The organism is Umezawaea sp. NPDC059074 (assembly GCF_042738955.1).
In the GTDB taxonomy this organism is placed as follows: Bacteria; Actinomycetota; Actinomycetes; order Mycobacteriales; family Pseudonocardiaceae; genus Umezawaea.
On the sequence record NZ_JBHYHC010000007.1, the window covers coordinates 69,589 to 96,021 of the forward strand.

General features: G+C 72.6%; 25 protein-coding genes. 11 read left to right on the plus strand and 14 right to left on the minus strand.

What is annotated here, in order from left to right; translation table 11 throughout:
* Positions 1-11: 11 nt before the first annotated feature.
* The 8 genes from ACFWW9_RS05560 to ACFWW9_RS05595 are packed head-to-tail and all read right to left on the minus strand — an operon-like array spanning position 12 to position 8,781.
* Positions 12-1,193, minus strand: coding sequence for a VWA domain-containing protein (locus ACFWW9_RS05560; protein WP_390371825.1), 1,182 nt, complete (start codon positions 1,191-1,193; stop codon positions 12-14).
* Complete coding sequence (locus ACFWW9_RS05565; RefSeq protein WP_390371828.1) at positions 1,190-3,400, minus strand: DUF5682 family protein; 2,211 nt, start codon at positions 3,398-3,400, stop codon at positions 1,190-1,192. The genes ACFWW9_RS05560 and ACFWW9_RS05565 overlap by 4 nt, the downstream gene beginning before the upstream one ends.
* Positions 3,400-4,512 carry an AAA family ATPase gene (locus ACFWW9_RS05570; protein WP_390371831.1) on the minus strand — a complete coding sequence of 371 codons (1,113 nt, stop codon included), beginning with the start codon at positions 4,510-4,512 and terminating at the stop codon, positions 3,400-3,402. Before ACFWW9_RS05570 ends, ACFWW9_RS05565 begins: the two co-directional genes overlap by 1 nt.
* The gene (locus ACFWW9_RS05575) at positions 4,509-5,939 is read right to left on the minus strand and encodes a DUF5691 domain-containing protein (protein ID WP_390371834.1); all 1,431 of its coding nucleotides are present in this window, start codon (positions 5,937-5,939) and stop codon (positions 4,509-4,511) included. The genes ACFWW9_RS05570 and ACFWW9_RS05575 overlap by 4 nt, the downstream gene beginning before the upstream one ends.
* Complete coding sequence (locus ACFWW9_RS05580; protein WP_390371837.1) at positions 5,936-6,106, minus strand: hypothetical protein; 171 nt, start codon at positions 6,104-6,106, stop codon at positions 5,936-5,938. Before ACFWW9_RS05580 ends, ACFWW9_RS05575 begins: the two co-directional genes overlap by 4 nt.
* A complete protein-coding gene (locus ACFWW9_RS05585; protein WP_390371840.1) occupies positions 6,103-6,273 on the minus strand; it encodes a hypothetical protein in 171 nt (56 codons plus the stop codon). Before ACFWW9_RS05585 ends, ACFWW9_RS05580 begins: the two co-directional genes overlap by 4 nt.
* The gene (locus tag ACFWW9_RS05590) at positions 6,270-7,565 is read right to left on the minus strand and encodes an SWIM zinc finger family protein (protein WP_390371843.1); all 1,296 of its coding nucleotides are present in this window, start codon (positions 7,563-7,565) and stop codon (positions 6,270-6,272) included. The genes ACFWW9_RS05585 and ACFWW9_RS05590 overlap by 4 nt, the downstream gene beginning before the upstream one ends.
* Positions 7,566-7,602: 37 nt before the next feature.
* Positions 7,603-8,781: a homogentisate 1,2-dioxygenase gene (locus tag ACFWW9_RS05595; protein ID WP_390372014.1), complete on the minus strand. Its 1,179-nt coding sequence runs from the start codon at positions 8,779-8,781 to the stop codon at positions 7,603-7,605.
* A gap of 68 nt (positions 8,782-8,849) precedes the next feature.
* On the opposite strand from ACFWW9_RS05595, the gene ACFWW9_RS05600 reads away from it, so the two are divergent.
* The 4 genes from ACFWW9_RS05600 (at position 8,850) to ACFWW9_RS05615 (ending at position 12,243) form a co-directional block, all read left to right on the plus strand.
* Complete coding sequence (locus ACFWW9_RS05600) at positions 8,850-9,716, plus strand: hypothetical protein (RefSeq protein WP_390371846.1); 867 nt, start codon at positions 8,850-8,852, stop codon at positions 9,714-9,716.
* Positions 9,713-10,897, plus strand: a complete 1,185-nt coding sequence (locus tag ACFWW9_RS05605; RefSeq protein WP_390371849.1) for a fumarylacetoacetate hydrolase family protein — start codon at positions 9,713-9,715, stop codon at positions 10,895-10,897. Before ACFWW9_RS05600 ends, ACFWW9_RS05605 begins: the two co-directional genes overlap by 4 nt.
* Positions 10,898-10,942: 45 nt before the next feature.
* The gene (locus tag ACFWW9_RS05610) at positions 10,943-11,584 is read left to right on the plus strand and encodes an IclR family transcriptional regulator (RefSeq protein ID WP_390371852.1); all 642 of its coding nucleotides are present in this window, start codon (positions 10,943-10,945) and stop codon (positions 11,582-11,584) included.
* A gap of 95 nt (positions 11,585-11,679) precedes the next feature.
* Positions 11,680-12,243: a Uma2 family endonuclease gene (locus ACFWW9_RS05615; protein WP_390372016.1), complete on the plus strand. Its 564-nt coding sequence runs from the start codon at positions 11,680-11,682 to the stop codon at positions 12,241-12,243.
* On the opposite strand, the gene ACFWW9_RS05620 is transcribed toward ACFWW9_RS05615, so the two are convergent.
* On the minus strand, positions 12,240-12,842 hold the full coding sequence (locus tag ACFWW9_RS05620; RefSeq protein ID WP_390371855.1) for a TMEM165/GDT1 family protein: 603 nt from the start codon (positions 12,840-12,842) through the stop codon (positions 12,240-12,242). The genes ACFWW9_RS05615 and ACFWW9_RS05620 overlap by 4 nt on opposite strands.
* A gap of 343 nt (positions 12,843-13,185) precedes the next feature.
* Here ACFWW9_RS05620 and ACFWW9_RS05625 point away from each other — a divergent pair, with 343 nt between their 5' ends.
* From ACFWW9_RS05625 to ACFWW9_RS05640, 4 genes are read left to right on the plus strand one after another with little or no spacing between them, the layout of a single operon-like run.
* Positions 13,186-14,655, plus strand: a complete 1,470-nt coding sequence (locus ACFWW9_RS05625; RefSeq protein WP_390371858.1) for a cytochrome ubiquinol oxidase subunit I — start codon at positions 13,186-13,188, stop codon at positions 14,653-14,655.
* A 13-nt stretch (positions 14,656-14,668) separates the two neighbouring features.
* Positions 14,669-15,676, plus strand: coding sequence for a cytochrome d ubiquinol oxidase subunit II (cydB, locus tag ACFWW9_RS05630; protein ID WP_390371860.1), 1,008 nt, complete (start codon positions 14,669-14,671; stop codon positions 15,674-15,676).
* Complete coding sequence (gene cydD, locus ACFWW9_RS05635; protein WP_390371863.1) at positions 15,673-18,888, plus strand: thiol reductant ABC exporter subunit CydD; 3,216 nt, start codon at positions 15,673-15,675, stop codon at positions 18,886-18,888. Before cydB ends, cydD begins: the two co-directional genes overlap by 4 nt.
* A gap of 5 nt (positions 18,889-18,893) precedes the next feature.
* On the plus strand, positions 18,894-20,015 hold the full coding sequence (locus tag ACFWW9_RS05640) for a sensor histidine kinase (protein WP_390371866.1): 1,122 nt from the start codon (positions 18,894-18,896) through the stop codon (positions 20,013-20,015).
* Here ACFWW9_RS05640 and ACFWW9_RS05645 read toward each other — a convergent pair.
* Positions 20,012-20,641 carry a response regulator gene (locus tag ACFWW9_RS05645; RefSeq protein WP_390371869.1) on the minus strand — a complete coding sequence of 210 codons (630 nt, stop codon included), beginning with the start codon at positions 20,639-20,641 and terminating at the stop codon, positions 20,012-20,014. The two genes, ACFWW9_RS05640 and ACFWW9_RS05645, sit on opposite strands and share 4 nt — an antisense overlap.
* A 60-nt stretch (positions 20,642-20,701) precedes the next feature.
* On the opposite strand from ACFWW9_RS05645, the gene ACFWW9_RS05650 reads away from it, so the two are divergent.
* Positions 20,702-21,184, plus strand: a complete 483-nt coding sequence (locus ACFWW9_RS05650) for a GNAT family N-acetyltransferase (protein ID WP_390371872.1) — start codon at positions 20,702-20,704, stop codon at positions 21,182-21,184.
* Between the two features lie 50 nt (positions 21,185-21,234).
* Here the strand turns inward: ACFWW9_RS05650 and ACFWW9_RS05655 are convergent, their stop codons facing one another.
* Complete coding sequence (locus ACFWW9_RS05655) at positions 21,235-21,831, minus strand: macro domain-containing protein (protein WP_390371875.1); 597 nt, start codon at positions 21,829-21,831, stop codon at positions 21,235-21,237.
* Between the two features lie 113 nt (positions 21,832-21,944).
* Here ACFWW9_RS05655 and pheA point away from each other — a divergent pair, with 113 nt between their 5' ends.
* The gene (pheA, locus tag ACFWW9_RS05660; RefSeq protein WP_390371878.1) at positions 21,945-22,865 is read left to right on the plus strand and encodes a prephenate dehydratase; all 921 of its coding nucleotides are present in this window, start codon (positions 21,945-21,947) and stop codon (positions 22,863-22,865) included.
* A 5-nt stretch (positions 22,866-22,870) separates the two neighbouring features.
* A complete protein-coding gene (locus ACFWW9_RS05665) occupies positions 22,871-23,470 on the plus strand; it encodes a histidine phosphatase family protein (protein WP_390372019.1) in 600 nt (199 codons plus the stop codon).
* A gap of 17 nt (positions 23,471-23,487) precedes the next feature.
* Here ACFWW9_RS05665 and ACFWW9_RS05670 read toward each other — a convergent pair whose 3' ends face one another.
* The 3 genes from ACFWW9_RS05670 to ACFWW9_RS05680 form a co-directional block, all read right to left on the minus strand.
* Complete coding sequence (locus ACFWW9_RS05670) at positions 23,488-24,696, minus strand: cytochrome P450 (protein ID WP_390371880.1); 1,209 nt, start codon at positions 24,694-24,696, stop codon at positions 23,488-23,490.
* Positions 24,697-24,877: 181 nt separating this feature from the next.
* Entirely contained in the window at positions 24,878-25,228 is a 351-nt protein-coding gene (locus ACFWW9_RS05675) for a metallopeptidase family protein (protein ID WP_390371883.1), read from the minus strand.
* The gene (locus tag ACFWW9_RS05680) at positions 25,225-26,328 is read right to left on the minus strand and encodes a septum formation family protein (protein ID WP_390371886.1); all 1,104 of its coding nucleotides are present in this window, start codon (positions 26,326-26,328) and stop codon (positions 25,225-25,227) included. The genes ACFWW9_RS05675 and ACFWW9_RS05680 overlap by 4 nt, the downstream gene beginning before the upstream one ends.
* Positions 26,329-26,433: the final 105 nt, after the last annotated feature.

Consider the following 26,433-nt stretch of genomic DNA (forward strand, 5'->3'; position numbering starts at 1 on the left):
CCGCCAGGGGCTCACCGCCCGACCGGGATGCCGGACTGCTCGGCCCAGGTGGCGACGTCCTCCCGGCGCAGTGCCGTGGCCAGCAGGTCCGGGAAGCGGTCCGGGGTGCAGGCGAACGCCGGGGCGCCCAGGTCGGAGAGCTTCGCGGCCAACTCGTGGTCGTAGGACGGGGTGCCGCTGTCGGAGAGGGCCAGCAGGACGACGACCGTGACGCCGCTGGCGACCAGTTCGCGGACGCGGCGCTGCAGCTCGCGGGCCACGCCGCCCTCGTACAGGTCGCTGATCAGCACCATCACCGTGTCCGTCGGCCTGCGGACCAGGGATTGGCCGTAGGCCACGGCGCGGTTGATGTCGGTGCCGCCGCCCAGTTGGGTGGAGAACAGCAGGTCGACCGGGTCGTCCAGCGTCTCGGTGAGGTCGACGACCTCGGTGTCGAACACGACCAGCTTGGTGTCGATGGACTTCAGCGACGCCAGGGAGGCGCCGAGCACGGCGGAGTAGACCACCGAGTCGGCCATCGAGCCGGACTGGTCGACCAGCAGGATCACGTCCCGCAGCGCGGCGGACCGGCTGCGGCGCTTGCGGCCCGCCAGCGTCTCCACGACCAGCGTGCGCTGGTCCGGTTGGTAGTGGCGCAGGTTGGCCTTGATCGTCGTCGGCCAGTCCACGTCCGCCGGCCGCGGGCGGCGGGTGCGCTGCGAGTGGTCGATGGCGCCGTGGACGGCGGCCATCAGGCGGTCGGCCAACCTGCGCTCGATGTCCTCGACCACCTTGCGCACCACCGCCCGCGCGGTCTCGCGGGTGCGGGCCGGGATCGCCGACGACAGCGACACCAGCGTGCCGACCAGGCTCACGTCCGGTTCCACGCTCGACAGCAGCTCCGGCTCCAGCAGCAGCTGCCGCAGGCCGAGCTTCTCCACGGCGTCCTTCTGCATCACCTGCACCACGGACGTGGGGAAGTACTTGCGGACGTCGCCGAGCCAGCGGTGCAGCACCGGCGCGCTGGAACCCAGGCCCGCGCTGCGCTTGCCGCCGTTCGGCGCCTCGCCGACGGTCCGCGCGCCCCCGCCGCCGTACAGGCCGGTCAGCGCCGCGTCCCGCCGCTGGTCGTCCTCGCCCAACTCGCCCATGCCCTCGGCCGCCGCGCCGAGCAGCAGCCTCCAGCGCCGTTGGCGTTCCGCGTCCCCGGTCATCCGGCCACCCCTGCCAGCAGGGCACGGACGTGCCCCGACAATCGTTCCGCCAGAGCCTCGTCCCACTCGCCCGACCCGGCGGCCCCCGTGGTCGCGGACGAGCCCAGCACGCGTTCGCCGAGCAGCCTGCGCTCGGCCGGGCTGAAGTCGCTGATCGCCTTGCGTAGCAACGGCAGCGCGTCGTCGAAGTCCGCCGGGGCCAGCCCGGACAGCCACTCGTCGACCAGGTCGAACAGCCGCGCGTCCGCCGCCAGCAGCGACGCCGACCCGCGCAGGAAGCCCGCCACGAACGCGGTCGCGTCGCTCGCCGTGCCGCCGTTCCACGACGTCGCCCGGTGCAGCCGGGTCGCGACCGCCGCCGTGTCCAGCTCGCCCGCCTCCCACAGCAGGCGGGTCGCCCGCCCGGTCGGCAGGCCGTGCGCGTCCGGCATCCCCACCAGCGACAGCAACGCCTTGCGCCACATCGCCTGGTGCTCCTCGTCCGCCGCGAGCCGGGTCGCGTCGTCCGCCCCGTTCACGGCGACGAGCGCGCGTTCGGCCGTGTCGTCGTCCACGCCCCGGCACGCCAGCGGCAGGCCCACCGCGCCGCGCGCCAGCAGCCCGTGCAGCGCCACCCGCAGCAGCTCCGGGTCCGTGCCGCGCACCGAGCCGTACCGGACGGTCGTCGCCAGGTCGGGCAGCGCGCCCAGCAGCTCCACCGCGTCCGTCGCGGCCGCCGCGCACCGGTCCAGCGCGCTGCGGGCCGCCAGCACGGCGATCGGCAGCTCGCAGCCCACCGCGATCGACAGCACCTCGGCCGCCGCCGCCACCCGGTCCGCGTCCCGCGCCCGTTGGCACAGCACGCGCTCCGCCGCCGCCTCCACCGTCGTGCCGTGCCGCGCGGCCCCCGCCAGCGCCACGGCGAACGCCGGGTCCCAGCGGAGCTGCCACGCCTCGGCGAACGTGCCCAGCGTCGTCGTCGAGTCCGGCTTGGCCCACGGCACACCGAGGACGTCCAGCCTGCGCACCAGCTTCGACCGCTCGCGGTCGTTGTCCTTGCGCAGGTCCAGCCGGATCTGCTTGCCCTCCAGGGCGGGTGGGAACCGCAGCTTCCGCTGCCACCGGGCCACGTCGGCGGCCAGCGGCGACCGCGGCACGCCCTCGCCGACGTCGCCCAGCTGTTCGCCGATCACCAGCTTCTCGTGCACGAGCCTCAGCGGCACCTCGTCGCCGTTGCACAGCACGGCCAACGCGGCCTCGCTGATCTCCGACAACCCCGGCGACGGCCTGCCGCGCAACGCCGCCAGGGTTTCGGCCAGCCGCACCGCCTCGACCGCGCTCGCCGTCGACGCGGGCAGGTCCTCGGCCCGCAGCACCGAGCACGCGCGGGCGAACCAGCGCGGCACCGCGTCACCCCGGTCCGCGCACTCCCACAGGTGCGCGTACCAGCCGGGGGAGTCGATGCCCGCGCCGTAGCCTGACGACGCCGCCAACCGCCCGTGGCTCCACGGCACCCACGTGCCGGACACCTTGCGCTTCGGCAGCCCCTTGAGCAGGGCCGCGTCCGCCGTCGCGGGCGGCAGCACCCGCAGCGCGGGCACGTGCCACGCCCCGCACACCACGGCGACCGGCCCGTCGGTCTCCTTCAACGCCTTGCGCAACGCCTGCCGCATGTGGGCCTCGCGGCGCAGCGTCCGGTCGTCCACCTCGTCGGCGAACTCCTCGCGCAACGCCGACATCGCCTCCGTCACGGCGTCCGCCAGCGCCCTCGGGTCGGCGCTCGCCGAGTGCTCGACCACGTCCTCCCACCAGCGCTCCGGGTCGTCGAACCCGGCCGCCTCGGCCAGCACGCCCAGCGGGTCGACCACCGCGCGCGGCTCGGACGGCTCCGCGCCCAGCGACGCGGCGGCGGGCAGGTCGAAGAACCGCGCCGGAACGTCGTTGGCGCGCGCCCACGTCAGCGCCCGCCACTCCGGCGAGAACTCCGCGAACGGCCAGAACGCGGCCGCCGACGGCTCGGCCTCGTCGTGCAGCAGCAGCGCGACGGGCGGGGTCAGCGACGGCAGGTGCTCCAGCAGCGCGTCACCCTCCGGCGGGCCCTCGATCAGCACGACCTCGGGCCGCACGGCCGCCAGCGCGGCCGCGACCATGCGGGCCGAGCCGGGACCGTGGTGCCGGATGCCGAGCAGCACCACCCGCTCCGGCAGCACCTGGTCGCGAGGAGGCATCAGGCGCCGCTCACCGTGTAGCCGGACGTGTCCAGGTCCTGGCAGGCCCGGTACAGGTCGCGCCACTCGGCGCGCTCCTTCACCACGGCCTCCAGGTACTCCCGCCACACCGCGCTGTCCGACACCCGGTCCTTGATCACCGCGCCGAGCAGCCCCGACGCCAGTTCGTCCGCGCCCAGCGTGCCGTCGCCGAAGTGCCCGGCCTGCGCCATGCCGCCCGCGATCACCGAGATCGCCTCGGCCGTCGACAGGCTGCCGCTCGGCTTCTTCAGCTGGGTTCGACCGTCCACAGTGGACCCGTTGCGCAGCTCGCGGAAGATCCGCACCACCCGGCGCACCTCGTCCAGCGCGGGCGGTTCGGCCGGCAGCTGAAGCGCGCGGCCGAGCTGGCTCGCGCGGGACGTGACGATCTGCACCTCGTCGTCCTCGGTCGCGGGCGGCGGCAGCACGACGGTGTTGAACCGGCGGGCCAGCGCGGACGACATCTGGTTCACGCCCCGGTCGCGGTCGTTCGCCGTCGCGATCACGGTGAACCCCGGAACGGCCTGGACGTGCAGGTTCAGCTCCGGCACCGGCAGCGCCTTCTCGGACAGGATCGTGATGAACGAGTCCTGCACCTCGGCGGGCATCCGGCTCAGCTCCTCGACCCGCGCCACCGCGCCGGTCTGCATCGCCCGCAGCACCGGGCTGGGCACCAGCGCGGCCTCGCTCGGCCCTTCGGAGATCAGCCGCGCGTAGTTCCAGCCGTACCGCACGGACTCCTCGCTCGTGCCGGCCGTGCCCTGCACGACCAGCGTCGAGTTGCCGCTCACCGCCGCGGCGAGGTGCTCCGACAGCCACGACTTCGCGGTGCCCGGCACGCCGACCAGCAGCAGCGCCCGGTCCGTCACCAGCGTGCCGACGGCCACCTCGACCAGCCGCCTGCTGCCGACGTACTTCGGCGTGATCACCGTGCCGTCGGGCAGCGTGCCGCCCAGCACGTACGTCACGACGGCCTGCGGCGACATGTTCCAGCGCGGCGGGCGCGGGCGGTCGTCCGCCGCGGCCAACGCGGCCAGCTCGGCGGCGTACTGCTGTTCCGCGGCGGGCCGCAGCACGGTTTCGGTCGTCACAGGACGGGTTCCTTCCGGTCGAAAGCCTGGCTGAGTCTCATGCGGAGCCGCAGCACCTCGAGTTCGATCGAGTGCTCCGGCCACCGCTCGGTGATCCGCGCCCAGTTCGCACCGAGCACCTCCGCGTCGCCCCGCGCCAGCAGCACGGCGGGCGGGCGCCCGGCCCGCCACCTCGGGTCGCGCATCGCGGTGTAGCGCTCCAGCAGCGCCGCCGTCGACTCCGCCGACCACGGCGCGGGCAGCTGCGAGCACGCGTGGTCCAGCAGGTCGTAGTTCCACTGGTGCGACACCGCGATCACGGTCCGCGCGGACAGCTCGGCGGGCAGCGACGCCAGCATCTCCAGCTGTTCCATGCCCGACAGCGTCCGCGTCGCCGCGACCGCCCACGGGCTCGCGTCGGCCGCCTCCGCCACCCGCTGCGCCGCCCCGCGCAGCAGCGACGCCGCCCACGGCCCGCGGCTCACCGCGTCCGCCGCCACGGCGTCGTCGGCGCCCAGCCGGTTCGTCCAGTAGGTGGTCCCGACGCTGGCCGCCGCACCCCGCACCCGGCCGCCGACCCCGACCTCGGACCCGTCGCGCAGCAGGTCCCGCGCCTCGACCGGGCTGGAGAGGGCCTCGGCCCACAGGCCGTCCATCCGCACGTCGAACCCGCCGCCGGTCGCCACCAGCCCGCGATCCAGCCGCTCCGCCGCCCGAGCCGACAACGCCGACGACGGCAGCGTCCGCAGCAGCCGGACCGCCTCGTCGTGCACGCCGATCGCCCGGTCGTCCAACGCCGTCTCCAGCAGCTCCTCGTCCTCCGGCCCGAGCCCGGCCTCCAGCGAGGTCACGAGCGCCTGCCGATCCGCAGCCCGCCGCTGCGCGGCGAACTGCTCGACCAGGAACGCCCGCGTGCCGACGGGATCGGCTCGCCGCGCCCGCCGCAACGCCGCCAACCGCTGCGTGCTCGGCAGGTCCAGCACCTCGGCCAGGTCGACCAGGTCCGCCGACACCCCCGTGCCGGTAGCCCACGCCCACCCCGGCCGCGTCCCCGCCAACCACCGCCCCCGCGACCCGAGCACCGCCGCCACGGCCGACCGCAACCCCGGATGCGTCGTGCCCAGCACCAGCAGCTCGGGCAACGACCGGTGCTCGGCCACCACTCCCGCGGCCCGCGCCTTGCCGCACCACTCGGTCAACAACACCTGGTCGTCGACCGCCACGATCTGCGCGAACACCTCCCGAGCCGCCGCACTCACGACCCGCTCCTCCACCTTCGGCGCGGCGGCCAACTCGGCCACCTCCACCACGACCGGCAGCGGAGCCCCGAACCCGGCCAACCCGACCGCGGCGCACTCGTCCAGCAGAGCGCTCGGATCCCCACCACCCCGATGCGCGCCGACCAACAACTGCCGCACCACGTCGTCCCACTGCGCCTGAACGCTCACGCCGCACCTCCGAGCGCCGACACCGGCACCACGCGGCGCTTGCGGCCGACCAAGGTCCGTGGCGCCCGTGGTGGGACGCAGTGCGGTCCGGCCAGCAGCCGATCGAGGACGGGGGCGCTGGCCAGCAGGCGTCGGACCGCGTCGTCGCGGTGGGCCTGGGCGTTCACCGGGCACCTCCGAGCGCGGACACCGGCACCACGCGGCGGTCCCGGCCGACCAACGTCCGGGTCGTGCGCGCGGGGAGGCAGCGGGGGCGGGGTGGGGTGAGCAGGCGGTCGAGGGCGGTGGTCCACGAGTCGTTCACGAACGGGTCTCCAGTGGGGAAGTGGGTCATCCGACGACCTCCGGGGCCTTGCCGGGCTCGGCGACCGCGCCGAGGCGCAGGGTGTGGCCGTCCCAGAGGCCCCAGGCGTCGAACGGGTCGCCGCCGGTCACGGCCAGCGCGCGGTCCAGTGCCGCGTCACCGCGGACCGGCAGCGCGTGCTTGTCGGCGTCGAGCAGGAACTTCACGTCGGCGCTCGCGCGCACGGCCGCGCAGCCGAGCGGGTGGACGCGCTGCCACGGGTCCGCGAGGAGCAGCGGTTCCAGGCCCGCCAGGGCCTCCCGCCACGTCGCGGCCACCGGGATCGTCTCCGCGGGCCGCTCGCCGACCAGCTCGCCCACGGCCACCCGCCGCGGTGTGACGCCGGGGTACGGGTGCAGCGTGCCGGTCACCTCGAAGCCGTGGGGGAGCGGCGGCACGGGCCTCGCGTTGCCGCCCGCGTGCTTGACGCCGACGACCCACTCGCCCCGCTCGCGCGCCCAGATCCACTGCCGGACCGTGCGGTAGAGCCCCTCGTCGGCCTCCAGCTTCAGCAGCGCCACCCAGCGGTCCGACCAGCCTGGCTCGGCGCGCACCTGCTCCTCCGCCACGGGGAAGCCCAGCCGGGCCCGCACAACGTCGCCCAGCGGCCCCTCAGCGCTCTCGGAGAGCCTCGCCAGCAGGTGGAGGCCCCCGAGCCGATCCGCGGCGTCCACGGCCCACTGCGGGCCTCCCGCGGCCACCAGTTCGCGCACCTCGGCGACCGCCGCGGCCAACCCCGGCGCCTGGGCGTCGACCATGCGCGCGGTGATCGAGTGCCACCAGGCCGCGTCGCGCCCCGGCAGCCCGGCGATGCCGGACCCCGCCACGTCGCTCAGCCAGTCGCGCAGCGCCGCCACACCACCGCGCACGGCCTCGGCGCGGTTGCGGGCGGTCTTCTCCTTCGCGCGGGCCCGCCGCTCCACGGCCTCCGGCGACGTGTCCACCGGGGCCGCGACCGCGTGCCGCTTCGCCACCCACTCGGACACCCAGTCCGGCACGGCCTCCTCGTCGGCCACCTCGGAGACCTCGCCGCGGGCGTGCAGCAGCTGCACCGCCACCGCGTGCTTGCAGGGGAACTTCCGCGACGGGCAGGAGCACTTCGTCGCGCGGTCGCCCAGGTCGACGCACACGCGGTACGGGTTCTTGCCGCTGCCGGGGCACAGCCCCCACAGGACCCGCGCGGTGCGACCCAGCCCGGTCCACCCCGCGGCACCGGCCAGCCGGGTGGCGCTGCTCGCCACCTGGCTGTCCGGCGCCAGCTCCAGTACCCCCTGTGCGTCCATGGTCAAAAAGGTAGCGGCGAGCACCGACAAAAACAGGTCAATCCAGGTCAGGACCCCTTCGGGCCCACGACCACGCGTACTTCGGGTCCTCGGTCGCCAGCGCCGCCTCGCCCAGTTCGAGCGGGCGGAACGTGTCGACCATGACCGCGGTCTCGTCGAAGTAGTCGACGCCCAGCGACGCCTCCACCGCGCCCGGCTGCGGGCCGTGCGTGCAGCCCGACGGGTGCAGCGACAGCGACCCGATCCCGATGCCCGAGCCCTTGCGGGCCTCGTAGTTCCCGCCGACGTAGAACATCAGCTCGTCGGAGTCCACGTTCGCGTGGTTGTAGGGCACCGGCACGGACAGCGGGTGGTAGTCGACCTTGCGCGGGACGAACGAGCAGACCACGAAGTTCGGCCCCTCGAACGTCTGGTGCACCGGCGGCGGCTGGTGCACGCGCCCGGTGATCGGCTCGAAGTCGCGGATGTTGAACGCCCACGGGTACAGGCAGCCGTCCCAGCCGACGACGTCGAACGGGTGGTTCGCGTAGGTGAACCGGGTGAGGCCGGCGCGGTGCCGCACGAGCACGTCGACGTCCTCGCCGTCCACCAGCAGCGGCTCGGTGGGGCCGCGCAGGTCGCGTTCGCAGAACGGCGAGTGCTCCAGGAACTGGCCCTTGCCGGACAAGTACCGCTTCGGCGGACCGATGTGACCGGTCGCCTCCAGGACGAGGACGTCCATCGCCTGATCGGGTACCACCCGGTAGGTGCACGACGTGGGGATCACGACGTAGTCGCCGTCGCCCACGGTGATCGCGCCGTAGATCGTCTCGACGGTCCCGGAGCCGGAGCGGACGTACAGCAGCTCGTCGCCCGCGGCGTTCCGGTAGAGCGGGCTGGGCGCGGTGGCGACCACGAACCCGATCGTCACGTCGGCGTTGCCGAACAGCGTGCGCCTGCCCGTGACGGCGTCGACGTCGCCGTCCGGCCAGGTCAGCGCCGGTGTCTTGAAGTGGCGGGGCTTCAGCGGGAGGTTCGGCGTGGTGGCGCCGCGGCTCTCCTCGACGGTCTGCGCGTCCACGATGGCGGTCGGCAGGAACCGGTGGTAGAGCAGTGCGGAGTCGGCCGAGAAGCCCTCCACGCCCATGAGCTCCTCCGCGTACAGCCCACCGTCCGGATCGCGGAACTGGGTGTGGCGCTTTCGGGGGATCTCACCGACTTGGCGGTAGTACGCCATGATCACTCCGGGCGTTCGATAGTCGGACATCTTTGTTCATTGACCGATACGCCACTAGCGTGTCAGCCGTGTCAAGCGCCTTCGAACTCCGTGCGCCAGGTCCACGCGGTACTCCGCCCCTGCTGGCAAGGCTTGTCGACGATGCCGCGTTGTTCCCGCCGGGCAACGCGTCCATGCCCGACGCGGTGCGCGGGCACCTCGACGCGCGTGTCGGCGAGTGGGCGGGAGCGATCGGCCTGTTCCTGTGTCCTGCGTCACGCCTGGCCGAGCTGATCACCGAGCTGATCAAGGTCAAACCGGTCAAGCCGATCGCCCTGTCGCTGGTCATCGACACCGGCCTCGGCGGTGTCCCCAAGGCCGTGTCGATCGTCGAGTCCCGCAGCGAGCTGCTCGCCCTGCGCATGGTCGAGATGCCCGCACCGTCCGATGTGGACGAGGTGTGGCTCGAACGCGTGTCGGAGTTCGTGCCCGAGGACGTGATCCGCGTGGTCGAACCCCGGCGCGGCGGCGCCGAGTGGCTCGACGGCGTGCGTCGGGTGATCGAGCACGGCAGCTGGCCGAAGCTCCGCTGCGGTGGCGTCAGCAAGGAGAACTTCCCCAGCGTCGACGAGGTCGCCGACTTCCTCGCCGTGGTCAGCCACAGCGGGGTCGCCTTCAAGGCCACCGCGGGCCTGCACCACGCCGTCCGCCAGACCGACGAGGCCACCGGCTTCACCCACCACGGGTTCCTCAACCTGCTGGTCGCGACCGCGCGCTCGCTGGCGGGCGGCGACGTCCGGGGCGCGCTGGCCAGCACCGACGGGGCCGCGCTGGCCGCCGAGGCCAACGAGCTGGCCGACCCGGCGGCCCACGCCGTGCGCGGCGTCTTCGCCTCCTACGGGTCGTGCTCGCTCGACGACCCGATCAAGGACCTCGACGACCTGGACCTCCTGTGACCTGGATCGACGACCCGGCCTTCACCGGGGACGAGCCGTTCGGGCCGCAGACGCTGCCCTACGGCGTGCTCGACGGCACGGGCGTCGCGGTGCGCGTGGGCGACCACGCGGTGCCGCTGCGCCCGCTCGCGGGCTACCTCGGCGAGCGGCTGGCCGACCTGGTCGGCGCGGACACGCTCGACCCGCTGCTGCGGGCCGGGCGGCCCGCGTGGAGCGAACTGCGTGCGCGGCTCGGGGAGATGGTCGCCGCGACGGCCGCCCCGCGCGGGGCGGCGCTCGTGCCGCTCGACGGCGCGGTCCTGCCGTTCACGGTCGCCGACTACGTCGACTTCTACTCGTCGCGGCACCACGCGGAGAACGTCGGCAAGATCTTCCGCCCGGACAACGCGGCCCTGCCGCCGAACTGGACGCACCTGCCGATCGGCTACCACGGCCGCGCGGGCACGGTCGTCGTGTCCGGCACGAACGTCGTGCGCCCGCACGGCCAGCGCCACGGCAAACCGCACCCCGAGTTCGGCCCGACGCGGCGGCTCGACATCGAGGCCGAGGTCGGCTTCGTCTGCGGCGGCCCGGTGGCGACGAGGTTGTCCACGTCCCGCGCGGCCGAGCACGTGTTCGGCGTGGTGCTGCTCAACGACTGGTCCGCCCGCGACATCCAGGCGTGGGAGTACCAGCCGCTCGGCCCGTTCCTCGGCAAGTCGTTCGCCACCTCGATCTCGGCGTGGATCACCCCGCTGGAGGCGTTCGCGGTCGCCCGCGTCACCCCGCCGCCGCTGCCCAACCCGCTGCACCCGTACCTGGTCGAGGACCAGCCGTGGGGGCTCGACCTGAGCATCGACGTCGAGTGGAACGGCACGGTCGTCACGCGGCCGCCGTTCCGCGAGCAGTCGTGGACGTTCACGCAGCAACTCGCGCACCTGTCGGTGAACGGCGCTACGGTGCGGCCGGGAGACCTCATCGCGTCCGGCACGGTCTCCGGGCCGGAACGCGACGAGCGCGGCTCGTTCCTGGAGCTGAGCTGGGGCGGCAGCGAGCCGGTCGCGCTCGCCGACGGCGTGGAGCGGACCTTCCTGGAGGACGGCGACACGGTGCGCATCACCGCCACCGCGCCGGGCGAGGACGGCTCGCTCGTCGGCCTCGCCGAAGTGGTCGGCACGATCGAGCCCGCCGACGGGAAGTAGGGCACCTTGGTCAGACCGCACTCGGACCCGCGGGGACGCCTCCCCGTGCCCCCGGCGGCCTCGAAGGAGAGTTCGCTGACCCTGGAGCGGGGCCTCGCCCTGCTCCAGGCGGTCGCCGACGCGGAGACGGACGCGCCGAGCATCAGCGAACTGGCCGCCGCGATCGGCGCGAGCCGGGCCGCGGTCTACCGGCTGCTGGTCCCGTTGCAGGCCAGGGGCCTGGTGCGGCGCGAGGGCTCCAAGGTGCGGCTCGGCCTGGGCGTGCTGCGGCTCGCGGCGAACGTGCTGCCGCAACTGCGGATGGCGGCGCAGCCCGCGCTGCGCGAGCTGGCGGACCAGGTCGGCGCGACCGCCCACCTGACCGTGGCGGACGGCAGCGAGGCCCAGGCGGTCGCGGTGGTCGAACCGTCGTGGACGGCGTTCCACGTGGCCTACCGCGTCGGCTCCAGGCACCCGGTGCACCGGGGAGCGGCGGGCAAGGCCATCGGCCTCCCCCCGGACGTGAAGCAGTGGGTCCAGTCGACCGGCGAACTCCAACCGGGCGCGTACGGCGTCGCGTCACCGGTGCGAGGAGTGCCCGGACTGCGGGCCAGCGTGGGCGTGGTGGCCCTGGAACGGCTCGACGGTGAGTCCATCGGGCCCCAAGTGCTCAGAGCGGCTCAGGACGTCGCAGCGGCGCTGAAGTGACCCTGAGTGACTGAGCGGTGACGCTCCTGTATCTCTATAGTGGCCACCAAGCGCGTGAGATGCTGAGCGCGACGTGAGGAGTAGTTGTGGCTGCAATGCCGGTACCGCACTTGTTCACCGTCGCCGAATATGTCGCCCTCGGTGAGATCGAGTCGGGATACGCCGAATTGCAAGAAGGACATCTCCTCATGTCGCCGAGTCCGGCGGTGGACCACAACATCGCATCTGGTGAGCTTCTTCTTCAATTGGCCCCTCACCTGCCCCCGGATTTCCGGTTGGTCCAGGACATCGATGTCAATCTTGAACTCGCGGAACCGGAGCAGCCGGGGTTCGTGCGGCGCCCCGACCTGGTGGTTGTTCGACGGGATGCCGTACGTCGAGTAAAGGGCGGAAAGGGCTTGCTCCGGGCGTCCGACGTAGTGCTCGCCGTGGAGATCGTTTCACCGGGCTCGCGGCGTACGGACTACATGATCAAGCGTGCCGAGTACGCCGACGCCGGTATTCCGAACTACTGGATCATCGATCTCGATCCACCGGTGTCCCTGGTGGTTTGTCACCTGGCAGGTGAATTCGGCTATCAGGACGCCGCTGCGGTTACCGGGGAATTCACCACCACTATTCCCTTCCCGCTCACTGTGCACGTCGACCGACTCGACTAGCCGAGCAGCGCCTGCCACAGGGCGATCAGGGCGAAGGCGGAGAACACGAAACCTGCCCCCCGGTTGATCAGGTGGGCGGGCACGCGGCGGCTGATCTTGCCGCCGATGAACACCGCGAGCGCCGTCACGGACATCAGGGCCAGGAACGTGCCCAGGACCACCGCCGACGGCTGGGCGAACCTCGCCGCCACGCCGACCGCCGCGAGCTGCGACGCGTCGCCGAACTCGGCGGCGAACAGGGTGCCGAACGAGGTGAGGGCGGCGCGGCGGAAGGTCGCCGTCTGCTTGCTGGAGCCCGCGCCGTCGGCCTCGTCGGTGTCCTGCGGGCCGAAGCCCTCGCGGAACAGCAGGAACGCGCCGATCGCGAAGATCAGGAACACCGCCCCGGCGACCACGCGGTTCGGCAGCAGCGCGATGGCGCTGCCCAGCGACACGGCGATGACGGCCTGGAGGGCGAACGCGACGGCCGAGCCGACGAGCACCGGCAGCGGGCGGAACCTGGTGGTCAGCACCAGGGTCAGGGCTGTCGTCTTGTCGGGGAGTTCGAGCAGGAACACCAGCCCGAAGGCGGTGACCAGTGCCAGGAACCACGATGCCATTGCTGAAGAGCCTCCACGTCCGGAATCGAACCCGGACGGAGGCGCGACAGACCCCGACCGGGTGTGCTGCACTACCCGGCCGGAGGTCTCGTTCGCCCACTCAAGGTGGGTGAGGGACCGGATCCCACTACTGGCGGATCAGTATGTCGATCACCTCGCCGCGCCACAGCCGTTGACGAGCGCTGGTGGCAGCGGGAACTACTCCCCTCTGGCACCTCGCACTCTACAGGCCGCCACCGACACCGGCGATGTCGACCGGAGCACACCCCAGGACCAAGGTCCTACCCGAACGGAGGACCGTCGTACCTGATCGCGACCGGTGCGGCGGACCTAGGTTCAAACCGTGGAAGTACTGGATCTCGCGCGGTGGCAGTTCGGCATCACCACCGTCTACCACTTCTTGATGGTGCCGCTGACGATCGGCCTCTCCCTCCTCGTCGCGGGCATGCAGACGGCGTGGGTGCGCACGGGTGACCGGCGCTACTACGCGATGACCAAGTTCTGGGGGAAGCTGCTGCTGATCAACTTCGCCATGGGCGTGGTGACCGGCATCGTGCAGGAGTTCCAGTTCGGCATGACCTGGAGCGCCTACTCCCGGTTCGTCGGCGACGTGTTCGGCGCGCCGCTGGCGATGGAGGGCCTGGTCGCGTTCTTCGTCGAGTCCACGTTCCTCGGCCTGTGGATCTTCGGCTGGGACCGGCTGCCGAAGAAGGTCCACCTCGCCTGCGCGTGGGCGTTCTCGCTGGCCACGATCGCGTCGGCGTACTTCATCCTCGCCGCCAACTCGTGGATGCAGCACCCCGTCGGCGTCGAACTCGTCGACGGCCGCGCCCGCCTGACCTCGATCTGGGCCGTGCTGGGCAACAACACCGTGCTCGCCGCGTTCCCGCACACGATCTTCGGCGCGTTCATGGTCGCCGCCGCGTTCCTGGTCGGCGTCGCCGCCTGGCACCTGTGGCGCAAGTCCGACGAGGAGCCCGTGTGGCGCTCGTCGCTGAAGCTCGGCACGTGGGTCGGCGTGGTCGCGTTCGCGGGCGTGGCGATCACCGGCGACTTCCAGGGCAAGCTGATGTTCGAGCAGCAGCCGATGAAGATGGCCGCCGCGGAAGCGTTGTGCCACACCGAGCAGCCCGCGAGCTTCTCGGTGTTCGCGATCGGCGACGTGACCCGCTCGGACTGCGAGAGCGTCAAGAACATCACCGTGCCCGCGCTGCTGTCCTTCCTGGCGCACAACGACTTCAACAGCGAGGTCAAGGGCATCGACGAGCTGGTTCCCCTGTACCAGCAGAAGTACGGCACGAACTACCCGGTCGACGAGAAGCTCGGCGAGCTGTCCGGCAAGCCGATCGACTACGTGCCGGTGCTGCCCGTGACGTACTGGGGCTTCCGGCTGATGATCGGCTTCGGTGGCATCTCCACGGCCACCGGCCTGCTCGCGCTGTGGCTCACCCGCCGCGGCCGCGTGCCGACCGGCAAGTGGTTCCCGATCGCCGCGCTGGCGAGCATCGCGACCCCGTTCCTGGCGAACAGCGCGGGCTGGATCTTCACCGAGATGGGCCGCCAGCCGTTCGTGGTCGTGCCCAACCCGTCCGGTGTGGACGGTGTCTGGATGTTCACCGCGCGCGCCGTCTCGTCGTCCACCGCGGGCGAGGTGCTGACGTCGCTGATCGCGTTGACGCTGGTCTACGGCGTGCTGGCGGTCGTCGAGGTGGTCCTGCTCCGGCGCTACGTGCGCGCGGGCGTGGCGGGTGTGCTGCCACCCGCGCCACCGCCGGACGCCGCCAAGACCGACGCCCTCGCCTTCGCGTACTAGAGAGGAGACCGCCGTGGAAACGCTCTGGTTCTGCGTGATCGCCCTGCTGTGGCTGGGATACCTCTTCCTGGAGGGCTTCGACTTCGGCGTCGGCATGCTGCTGCCGGTGCTGGGGCGCGACGAGGTCGACCGTCGCGTCATGATCAACACCATCGGGCCGGTCTGGGACGGCAACGAGGTGTGGATGATCGTCGCGATCGGTGCCACGTTCGCGGCGTTCCCCGGCTGGTACGCCGCGCTGCTCAGCACTGCGTACCTGCCGGCCCTCCTGTTCCTGCTCGCCCTGATCGGCCGCGGGGTCGCGTTCGAGTACCGCGGCAAGGTCGACTCGGCGCGCTGGCGGGCCGGGTGGGACAAGGTGATCGTGACGGGCTCGGTGCTCGCGCCGCTGTCCGTCGGCCTGCTGATCACGTGCAGCGTCCTCGGCCTGCCGCTGGACGCCGCGGGCGACCGCGTCGGCACGCCGTTCGCGGCGTTCCGGTGGGACACGCTGCTCGGCGCCCTCGCGATCACCGGGTACGCCCTGGTCCACGGCGCGGTGTTCATCGCGCTGAAGACCGAGGGCGAGATCCGGCTGCGGGCCCGCGCGCTGGCCGTGCGGACCGCCCCGTTCGCCCTGCTGCCGCTGCTGGTGCTGCTGCTGGTCGTGCAGGTCCGGTCCGGCTCGGTGTGGACGTGGGCCGCCGCGATCGTGGTCGCCCTGGCGGCGTTGGCGGCCATGGCCCGCCTGGTCGTCGGCCGCGAGGGCCAGGCGTTCGCGCTGATGGGCCTCACGATCGTCGCCGCCGTGACGGCCCTGTTCGGCGCGCTCTACCCGAACGTCCTGCCGTCCACCCTGGACCCGGCGTTCTCGCTGACCGTCGCTGGCGCGGCCTCCAGCCCGTACACGCTCACCGTGATCACCTGGGTCGCCGCGTTCGGCACGCCCGCCGTGCTCGTCTACCAGGGGTGGACGTACTGGGTGTTCCGCAAGCGCATCGGCACGCGGCACATCCCGCCGGTCCACGTCCCGTCGTCGTGAGGGGCCCGCTCGGCGCGCTTCCCGCGCTGTCCCGCTCGGCGAGGTGGGCGCTCGCGTGCTGCGCCCTCCTCGCCGGGGCCACCGCCGTCGCCACGGTCGCGCAGGCCGTGGCACTGGCGACCGTCCTCACCGGCGGCTCGACGTGGACGCTCCTGGCGGCCGCGGTCGTCGCGCGCGCCGCGCTGGCGTGGCTGACCGAGACGGTCGCCGCCCGCGCGGCCGCCGGCGCGAAGGAAGAACTCCGCGCTGCCCTGCTCGACCGCTCGCTCGCGCTCGGCCCGTCGTGGATCGCCGCCCGCGGCCCGGCGGAACTGGCCGTCCTCGCCACCAAGGGCCTCGACGCCCTGGACGCCTACTTCACGAAGTACCTGCCCGCCCTCGTCACGACCCTCGTCGTCCCACCGCTGGTCGGCGCGTGGATCCTCTACACCGACCCGACGTCGGCGGTGCTGATCGCGCTCACGATCCCGCTGATCCCGGTGTTCGCGATCCTGATCGGCCTGTTCACCCAACGGCAGGTCACGCACGCCGCCGAGGTCACCGAACGCCTCTCCGGCTACCTGCTCGAACTCGTCCGGGCCCTGCCGGTCCTGACCGCGTTCAAACGCGCCGCCGCCCAGGCGAAAGCCGTCCGCGAGGTCGGCGACCGCCACCGCAAGGCCACGATGGGCACACTCAGGGTGGCATTCCTGTCGGCCCTGGTCCTGGAGATCGCCGCGTCCCTGTCGGTGGCCCTCATCGCCGTCGGCATCGGCCTCCGGCTCGTCAGCGGCGAGTTGACCCTGGTCACCGGCCTGATCGTGCTCATCCTCGCCCCGGAGTGCTACCTACCGCTCCGAGCGGCCGGAGCGGCCCACCACGCCAGCGAGGACGGCCTCGAAGCCGTCCGCAGAATCGCTGAACTCACCACCGAGCCACCCCGCAAAAACCCAGCTCAGAGCCGTGAAATCGCCGCACCGGACGGAACACAGCCCCCACCCGTCCCTGGGGGGCGTCCCCGAGCCAGTCTACCGCCGTCACCCGGTCGGGAAGGGGATGTGGATCTTGCCTGTGGACAACTGCCCGACCTGTGGACAACTGGTGGGCAAACGGGTGACGTGGTGGTGGACGTCCGGGGTCTGCGGGTGCGGCGGCGGGATCGGGACGCGCCGGACGGGGTGAGCTTCACGGTGCGCGCCGGCGAGGTGCACCGGTTGGACGCGCCGAGCGGGGCGGGCAAGTCGACGACGATCGGGGTGCTGCTCGGATTCGTGGAGATCGACGGCGGTGAGGTGCTGATCTGCGGAAACGACCTCGGGGCCGTGGATCTGGCGGAGTGGCGGAAGGGGGTCGCGTGGGTGCCGCAGCGGCCCGCGTTCGCCGGGGTCACGGTCGCCGACGAGCTGGAACTGACAGTCGGGCGCAGGGTGGAACCGGCCGAGTTGGCCGAGGTCGCGGCCGAGCACCTGTATGACCGGCACGTTAACGACCTGTCCACAGGCGAGCGGCAGCGCGTGGCCGTTGCCAGGGCGTTGGCCAAGGTGCGGAGCGGCGCGCGCGTCCTGCTGCTCGACGAGCCGACCGCGCACCTCGACCCGCCCACGGCGGCGCTGGTCATGGCCGCCGTGCACCGGGCGGCGGCCGACGGGGTCGCCGTCCTGCTCGCCACGCACCGGCTCGTGGAAGCGGCGCCGGAACCGGAGAAGCAGACCGCCGTGAAGGAGAAGACGGCGGTCGAGGCCAGCGGGAAACCGGGGCGGCTGCTCACCGCGCGGATGCTCGCGGGCGCGGCGCTGGGCATCGCGGCGCTCGGCAGCGGCGTGGCGCTCAGCGCGCTCGCCGCCTACCTGATCGCCCGCGCCGCCGAGCAGCCGCCGATCCTGACGCTGTCCGTGCTCGTGGTCGGCGTGCGGACGTTCGCGCTGGCCAAGGGCGTGCTGCGCTACCTGGAACGGCTCGTGTCGCACGAGGCCGCGTTCCGGCTGGCGGGCGATCTGCGGACGCGGCTGTGGGAGGCGCTGGTCCGGCTCGGGCCCGCGCGGCTGCGGCGCGACGCGCTGCAACGGCTCGTCGACGACACCGACGCGGTCCGCGACCTCGTGCCGCGCGTGCTGCTGCCGCCGATCGTGGCGGCGGGCGTCGGCGCGGGCGCGGTGCTGCTGTTCACCCTGATCCTGCCCGCCGCCGGGCTGGCGTTGGCGGTCGCGCTGCTGGTCGGCGGCCTGACCGCCCCCGCCGTGGCGGTCGCCGTCGAACGCCGGGCGAGCACCGCGCTGGCCCACGGCCGCAGGCGGCTGGGAGCGGACGTGTTCACGCTGCTCGACGCCGCGCCGGACCTCATCGCGTTCGGCGCGCACGAACGGCAGCGCGCCGAGGTGGCCCGCCGTGACGCCGACCTCGTCCGGCAGACCCGCAGGCAGGCGTTGGGCGCGGGCGCGGCCACGGCCGTGCTCCAGGTGACCACGGGTCTCGCGTCGCTGGTGTGCACGGCGCTCGCGCTCGGCCACGTCGACCCGCTGCTGGTCCCGGTGCTCGGCCTCGTGCCGCTCGCGTTGGCCGAGGCGCTCGCCGGACTGCCCGCGGCCGCCCAGCAGCGGGCCGCCCTGCGCGAGGCCCACCAGCGGCTTGCCGAGGTGATCGACGGGCAGCCGACGACGGGTGAGGGCATCGGCTGGCCCGGCGCGGAACCGGTGCTCGCGGACCTGGACCTCGACCTGCGCGTCGGCTGGACGGCCGTGGTCGGACCGTCGGGCGCGGGCAAGTCGACGCTGGTCGCGGCGCTGCTCGGGTTCCTCGGGCGTCCGGCGGCGGCCCCGCGGATCGCGTGGTGCCCGCAGGAGCCGCAGCTCGTGTCGACGACCGTCCGGGAGAACCTGCGGATGGCCGACCCGCACGCCGACGACGACCGGCTGCGCGAGGCGCTGGTCCTGGCCGGACTGCCCGACTGGACGGACCGGCTCGACACGATGATCGGCACCCGCGCGCTGTCCGGCGGCGAGGCCCAACGGGTCGCGCTGGCCAGGGCGCTGCTGCACGACGCGGACCTCGTGCTGCTCGACGAACCCACCGCGCACCTCGACGAGCCGACCGCGCGGGCCCTGCTCGACCGGCTGGAGGTCGCGCTGCGGGGCCGCACGGTCGTCCACATCACCCACCGGCCCGAGGAGGCCGCGCGCGCGGACGTGGTGTGGGACGTCGCCGACGGCCACGCGCGGGAACGGGCCTACCGTTGACGGTCGTGGACCCCAGCCAGGTGCTCGCCGCGTCGACCGAGATCACCTCCGCGGCCCTCGCGGGCGACGACCCGGACGCGGTGCTGCCGCTCGTGGTGCGCTCGGCCGCCGCGCTCGCCGAGGCGGACCTCGGGCTGGCGATGCTCACCGCCGACGACGGCCGCCTGGTCGTGGAGGCCTCGTACGGGTTCGGCTTCGACGGGGACCCGGTCGGCTCGGTGCTCTCGTCCCGGTCCGCCGCGGCCCGCGCCGCGCGCGGAGGCGTGCCCGTGGTGACGGCCGACGTGACCACGGACCCGCGCACGGCGCCATTCGTGCCCAAGTCGCTGCGCGGCTACGGGCCGTTCGCCGTCGCCCCCTTCGGGACGCGGGAGCGCAAGATCGGGGCGCTGGCCGTCTACCGGAAGAAGGGGGCCGCGCCGTTCGAGCCGGGAACGGTGGACCTGCTCGCCGCGTTCGCCGCGCAGGCCGGGCTCGCCGTGGTGCTGGCCGAGGGGTCGACCGCCCGGCAGCGCGTCGCCGTCTACCAGGAGCGGGAGCGGATCGCGCGCGACCTGCACGACGTGATCATCCAACGGCTGTACGCGACCGGAGTGCAGCTCGACCTGCTCGGACGGCGGCTCGGCAAGCAGTTGGACGCCCGCGAGTCGGCCCGGCTGGTGGAGGCCGTCGACCAGCTCGACGAGACGATCGCCGAGGTCCGGGCGACGGTGAGGGCGCTGCGCAGCACCGACCCCGGCAAACCCGCCGACCGCGACCTGGTGGACTCGGTGCGGGCCGAGGTGCGGATAGCGGGCGAACTGCTCGGGTTCACGCCCGAACTCGCCGTGGAGGGCGACCCGACCGACGTGCCCGCCGCCCTGTCCGACCACGTGCGCGCGGCACTGCGGGAGGCGCTGTCCAACGTGGTCCGGCACTCGGGGGCGCACTCGGTCCACGTCGACCTGCACCGCGAACCGCACCGGCTGCTGCTGCGGGTCGCCGACGACGGCTGCGGCATCCCCCGCGGGGTCGCGCGGCGCGGACTGCGGCACCTGGAGGAGCGGGCGATCGCCGCGGGCGGCAGCAGCGAGGTCACGTCGTCCCCGCGAACCGGGACCACGATCACGTGGCAGGTTCCGCTCTAGCGCGACCTGCGCGCCACCCACGCCGCGGCCTGGGTGCGGCGTTCCATGCCGAGTTTCGCCAGTACCGCCGTGACGTAGTTCTTCACGGTTTTCTCGGCCACGAACAGCCGTTCGGCGATCTGGCGGTTCGTCATGCCCTCGCCGATGAGGTCCAGCACCCGACGCTCCTGGTCGGTCAGCGTGGACAGCACGTCCGGTGCCGCGGGGCGGCGCATGCGGTCCAGGACGCGGCTGGTGGTGATCGGGTCGAGGAGGGAGTGGCCCGCCGCCACCTCGCGGACCGCGGTGACGAGGTCCTGGCCGCGGACCTGTTTGAGCAGGTAGCCGGACGCGCCCGCCATGATCGCCCCCACCAGGGCTTCCTCGTCGTCGAACGCCGTCAGCACCAGGCAGCGGGGGCCGTCTGGAAGGGCGCGCAAGCGTTTGCACAGTTCCACGCCGTTGCCGTCCGGCAACTGGACGTCGACGACGGCCACGTCGGGTTTGGCGTGGGTTGCCTGGACGACCGCCTCGGCGGCCCCACCCGCCTCGGCGACGACCTGGATGTCGTCCTCGTCGTCCAGCATTTCGCGCAGGCCCCTGCGCACCACCTCGTGGTCATCTACAAGCAGCACGCGCACCGGCACGAAACAACCGTACGGCGAATGCCGGTTCACGAGGGGCGCTCGTGTTGACACAGTTCAAGCATGGTCGTTCGCCCCATCGAGGAAGCCGACCGGATAGTGGTCGGGCGTCTGGTGCTGGAACTTCAACGCGCCCACACGGCGGTCGCGCACGGCGAGGTGTTCTTCCCGGCGAGCCTGCCCGGATTCCTCGTCGAGCAGCAGGACCGCGTGCTGGGCCTGCTCACCTACACGACCAGCGGGCCGGTGCTGGAGATCGTCACGATCGACGCGCTCCGCCGGGGCCGGGGCGTGGGCAGTTCGCTGGTGGACGCGGCCGTGCTGCGCGCGCGGGAACTCGGCTGCACGCGCATCCGGTTGACCACGACGAACGACAACCTGGACGCGATGCGCTTCTACCAGCGCCGCGGGTTCAAGTTGGCGGCGTTGCGGCCGGACGCGGTGCGCGAGTCGCGTCGGCTCAAGCCCGAGATCCCGGTGGTGGGGGAGTACGGCATCCCCATCACCGACGAGCTCGACCTGGAGAGACGCGTGTCGATCCGCTAGTTGTGCACAGCTGTCCACATGGTTGTCCACAGGTTGTGCACACCCTGTGGCTAACGTCTCGGTAACGGGCTGAAGACCTCGTCCCACGCCGCGGCGACCTGGCGCGCGCACGTTTCCGGCGCCACCCCGCCCACCCCGGTGCCGAGGCCGGGCATGGCGATGGTCCGCACGACCTCGCGCACCGGCCTGCCGTCCTCCAGCCGCTCGTCCTGCCACAGCCGCAGCACGGCCCGCGCCGCGAGGTACGGGTGCACCGTGTCCTCGGGCAGCCGCTCGCCGGGGTGGCGGACGGTGGGCGCGCTGATCAGCCAGTGCGGCTCGGGTTCGCCGGTCGACACCAGCATCGCCTCGCCGACGGGCAGTTCGCCGCCGTGCAGCGCGAGCACGGCGCTGCGCACCTGCGCCTCCACGTCGGGGAACGCCCGCGCGTAGACGGCGTCGATGCCGCCGCGCATCCAGCCGTAGGAGTTGGCCGGGCTGACGACGGCCTCGGCGATGATGTCGAGCACGGAACCCCGGTGGACCCGGATCCCCGCTCGACCTTCCGCCACCGCGAGCCAGGCCGTGGCCAAGGGCTCGTCGACGGCGCACAACACGATTTGGGGAGCTGCCGGAGTGTTGATCTCACCCTCCGCATCGGGGGACACAGCCCAAGCATTCCAGTTGCGGCACCCGCTCCGGAACCGGGTTGTGCGCCGACCGGTCGGGTGATCCTCGACTCAACGTCGGTCACCGCGGGTCGCCCTCGTATGGTTGCCCCGTGCCGCGCATCGCCTATTTCGGGCCACAAGGGACGTTCACCGAGCAGGCCGCCATCGGCTTCGTCCACCCCGGACGGGACGAGCTCGTGCCGTTCGAGACCGTCCCGCAGGCGCTCGCCGCCGTGCGCCGGGGGGACACCGACGCGGCGTGCGTGCCCGTGGAGAACTCCGTCGAGGGGGCCGTGCCCGCGACGATGGACGCCCTCGCCGAGGGCGAGCCGCTGGTCGCCGTCGCGGAGACGGTGCTGCCGGTGCGGTTCAGCGTCCTGGTCCGGCCGGACACCGAGGCCTCCGCCGTCCGCACGGTCGCGAGCCACCCGCACGCGCTGGCCCAGGTGCGGCACTGGCTGGAGGAGAACCTCCCCGAGGCGAAGGTCGTCTCGACGACGTCCACCGCCGCCGCGGCCGTCGCCGTGCAGCACGGCGAGTTCGACGCCGCTGTGAGCGCGCCCGTGGCCGTCAACCACTACCCGCTGCACGTCCTGGCGACCGACGTCGCCGACGTGGCGGACGCGAAGACCCGGTTCCTGTACCTGCGCCGCCCCGGCACGGTCACCGAGCCCACCGGCGCGGACCGCACCTCCCTGGTCGTGACGACCGCCGACCGGGTGGGCGCGCTGTCGGAGCTGCTGACCGAGCTGGCGCTGCGCGGGATCAACCTGACCCGGATCGAGTCCCGCCCGACCAAGGGCCGCCTCGGCGAGTACCGGTTCTACATCGACCTGCTGGGCCACGTCGCCGAGCCGAGGGTGGGCGACGCCCTGGCGGCGCTGCACCGGCACTGCAGGCAGGTCCGGTTCCTCGGGTCCTACCCGCAGGCCGAACCGACCGTCAGCGGCGAGCTGGTGGCCGCGAGCAACGAGGACTTCACCGCGGCCGTCGACTGGGTCGCGGCGGTACGACGAGGAGCGGGCGCGTGAAGTTGATGCTGGTGCGGCACGGCGAGACCGCGTCCAACCTGAGGATGGCCCTCGACTCGCTGCCTCCGGGCCCGCCGCTGACCGACCTCGGCCAGGAGCAGGCGAACCTGCTCGCGGACGCGCTGGCGGACGAGCCCGTGGTCGCCGTCTACGCCAGCACGGCCGTGCGGGCGCAGCAGACCGCGGCGCCGATCGCGGAGCGGCACGGGATGGCCGTCCAGGTCGTGGAGGGCGTGCAGGAGATCTTCTGCGGCGACCTGGAGGGCAGGTCCGACCGCGAGGCGTACGGGATCTTCGTCAAGACCGCCGCGGCGTGGGCGGAGGGGCGGCTCGACCTGACGCTGCCGGGCGGCGAGACCGGCCGCCAGGTCGTCGACCGCTGCGTGGCGGCCGTCGCCCGGATCACCGAGGGCGTCGCGGAGGGGACCGTCGTGCTGGTCAGCCACGGCGGCGCCATCCGGCTCACCGGGCAGGCGCTCGCGCCCGACGTCACGGCAGGCCTGGCCGCGGGCGGGCTGCTGCCGAACACCGGCAAGGTCGTCCTCGAGTCGGACGGCGACGGGTGGCGCTGCACCGCGTGGTCCGGCGTCGACGTCGTCGGCTGACCGGGTAGTGCCACTCGCTATTTCCGCGGCCGCACCGGCAATTCCACGTACCCGTTGTAGATGAACGTCGGCAAAGGCTGGAGTTCCGCGGCGGGCACGGCGAGTTCCAGGTCCGGGAAATGCGCGAAAAGCGCTGGCAGTGCGATTGATGCCTCCATTCGGGCTAGTGGCGCCCCGATGCAGTGGTGCACGCCGTGGCCGAATGCGAGGTGGTTCTTGTCCGCTCGGGTCACGTCGAACTCGTTCGCGTCCCGGCCGTGGGCCACGGGGTCGCGCCCGGCCGCGCCGAACGACAGCAGGATGGGCTCGCCCGCCTTGATCACGGTGTCGAAGCCGAGGTCGATGTCCTCCGCGGCGTAGCGCAGCGGCATGTGCTGCACCGGGCCCTCGGCGCGCAGCGTCTCCTCGATCACGTCCGCCCAGGTCGCGTCGCCCGCCTTCACCAGTTTCAGCTGGTCGGGGTGGGTGAGCAGCATCGTCACGGCCTTGCTCAGCAGGTTCGCCGTGGTGCCGCTGCCCGCGCCGATCATCAGGATCAGCGCCGCGTTGACCTCGTGCTCGGTGAGCCGGTCGTCGCCGTAGCGGGCGTTGATCAGGTCGCTGGTCAGGTCGTCGCCCTTGACCATGTACTTCGTCGCGACCAGCGCGCCCAGGCACGACGTGAGGTCCATGAAGTCGCGGTCGTCGCCGCACGGCCGGTTGATCGCCTGGATGCTGTGCACGGCCCGCGCCCGGAACGAGTCCGGTATCCCCACGAGGTCGCACAGCGCCTCGGCGGGCACGACGTCGGTGAACGCCCGGCGCAGGTCGAGCACCTCACCCGGTCGCGCCCGGCCGATGTCCCGGACGATCCGCTCCACCACCGCGTGCACCCGACCGCGGATGGACTCCACGCGGCGAGGGGTGAAAGCGCAGCTCATCATGGTCCGGAGCCGCTGGTGGTCGCCGCCGAAGGCGGTGAACGCGTTGACCGTGGAGATGAACGGGCGCAACGGCCAGTCGTGCGGCAGGCCGGCGTAGGCGGGCCAGTGCCGCACCGGGTCGCGGGACACGCGAGGGTCCTCGCACAGCCGCCGCACGACCTCGTGTCTGGTCACGGACCACGCGGAGACGCCACCGGCGAGCATTACCCGCGTCGCGGGACCCTTGACCCGGAGTCTGTCGTTCTCCGCGTGCAGGAATCGCCCGGAGGGGTCGATCGTCGTCTGGCGAAACTGCGGCTCCATGGTCACGGTCTCCGGGTGTGATCGGTACGTGATCTGACGGAGCAGTATTATCGTTCATTGTGGAAAATCACCGTCAAGTGATCCCGCGAGTCGCGTTTCAATGGCGTGGTAGTGCCAGAAAACCGGTCGGCGAATAGCTGTCGGCGAGCTGTCGGGGCCGCTCGCGGGTAGTTCGAGCGGTCTAGCCCCAGCCGAGTTCGTGCAGGCGGGCGTCGTCGATGCCGAAGTGGTGGGCGATCTCGTGGACCACGGTGATGGCCACCTCGTTCACGACGTCGTCCTCGTCGTGGCAGATGTCGAGGATCGCCTCGCGGTAGATGAAGATCCGATCCGGCAGCACCCCGCCGTAGTCGGAAGTCCGCTCGGTGAGCGCCACGCCGTGGTAGAGCCCGAGCAGCGTGGGCTCGTCCGGGTTGCGGTCCTCGATCAGCATGACGACGTTGTCCATCGCCGCGGCGAAATCCGGCGGGATGAGGTCCAGGGAATCGCCGACCAGTTCTTCGAACCGGTCGCGCGTCATCTCCACGGTCATGGCGTCTTGGTCGTCGTGGTGGTGCTCGTGGCCGAGGACGAGTCGCTGGGCTTCTGGCTCGTGCTCGTGGGCTTGGACCCCGAGGAGCCCGACGGCGAGCCCTCCTCCGAGTGCAGCGGCGCGCCCGTGGCCTCCGCCTGGCTGACGGCGGTGGTCTGCGGCGGGTTCGACGTGGTCAGCGGCGGCGCGTCCGGGTTGCGCACGGAGCCGGCGAACGCGGTCAGCCCGGAGGCGTCCGCGGGGACCGCGCCGATCTTGCAGTTGACCCGCCGCGACCCGGCGGCCCAGCTCTCCGGAGCCCGGTTGTCCCAGGTCGCGACCAGGCCCTTCGCCTTGAGGTCGGCGCCACCGGTGTACTCGGCCGCCATCTTGTCGCAGACGCCCGGCAGCACCTCGTCCTGCTTCTCCGGCGGCGGGAACTCCTCGCCGATCGTGGCGGCGAGGTCCACCACGCCGATGATCTCGAACGTGTGGGGCTGGGCGCAGTCGACCGGGTCGCCGACCGACTTGGCGTTCAGGCCGAGGCAGACGCCGGGGTCGTACACGTCCGACTGGTCCTGCTTCTTCGCCGAGCCGAACGACGGCAGCAGCCCGCCCGCGGGCCCGACGACCTGGAGACCGCAGCGCAACGTCCGGAACCCGGCGTTCCACTCCTGCTCGCCGGGGTTGAGCGGCCCGACCGTGTACTTCCCGAACGGGTCGAGCTTGCCGCTCAGGTAGTCCAGCGACGGCTTCGCGCAGTGGTCGAGGCTGATCTTCTGCCAGTCGGCGGCCTGCGGGTACTTGGCCTCCTTGGCGTACTCGGCGGAGATGTCCACCTTGCCGGTGACCTCGAACAGGTGCTGGTTGCCGCAGTCGACCTTCTTGACGTCCGACAGGTCCGCTTTCGTCCAGTTGAGGCAATCCGCGGCCTCGGACTCGTAGGCTGGGTTCACGGTCGGCTTCGCGGTCGTGCCCACCAGGCCCGTGCCGCTGACCGGCCACGATGTGAACGCGCTCAGCCCCAGGAGGAGGAAGCCCCCGACGGACGCGCCGACCATGACCACCCGCGTACCGCGGATGTGGCCACCACGACGAAACCGCTGAGCGTTCATTGACATCTACTCCATGATGCCTGTGCCGTCCGAGGAGCCGACGACGCGGGGGAGGAGTGTTGCTTTTCGGACACTCGTCACCCGTTCGGCGGCTGATCTCTGTACCGTCCC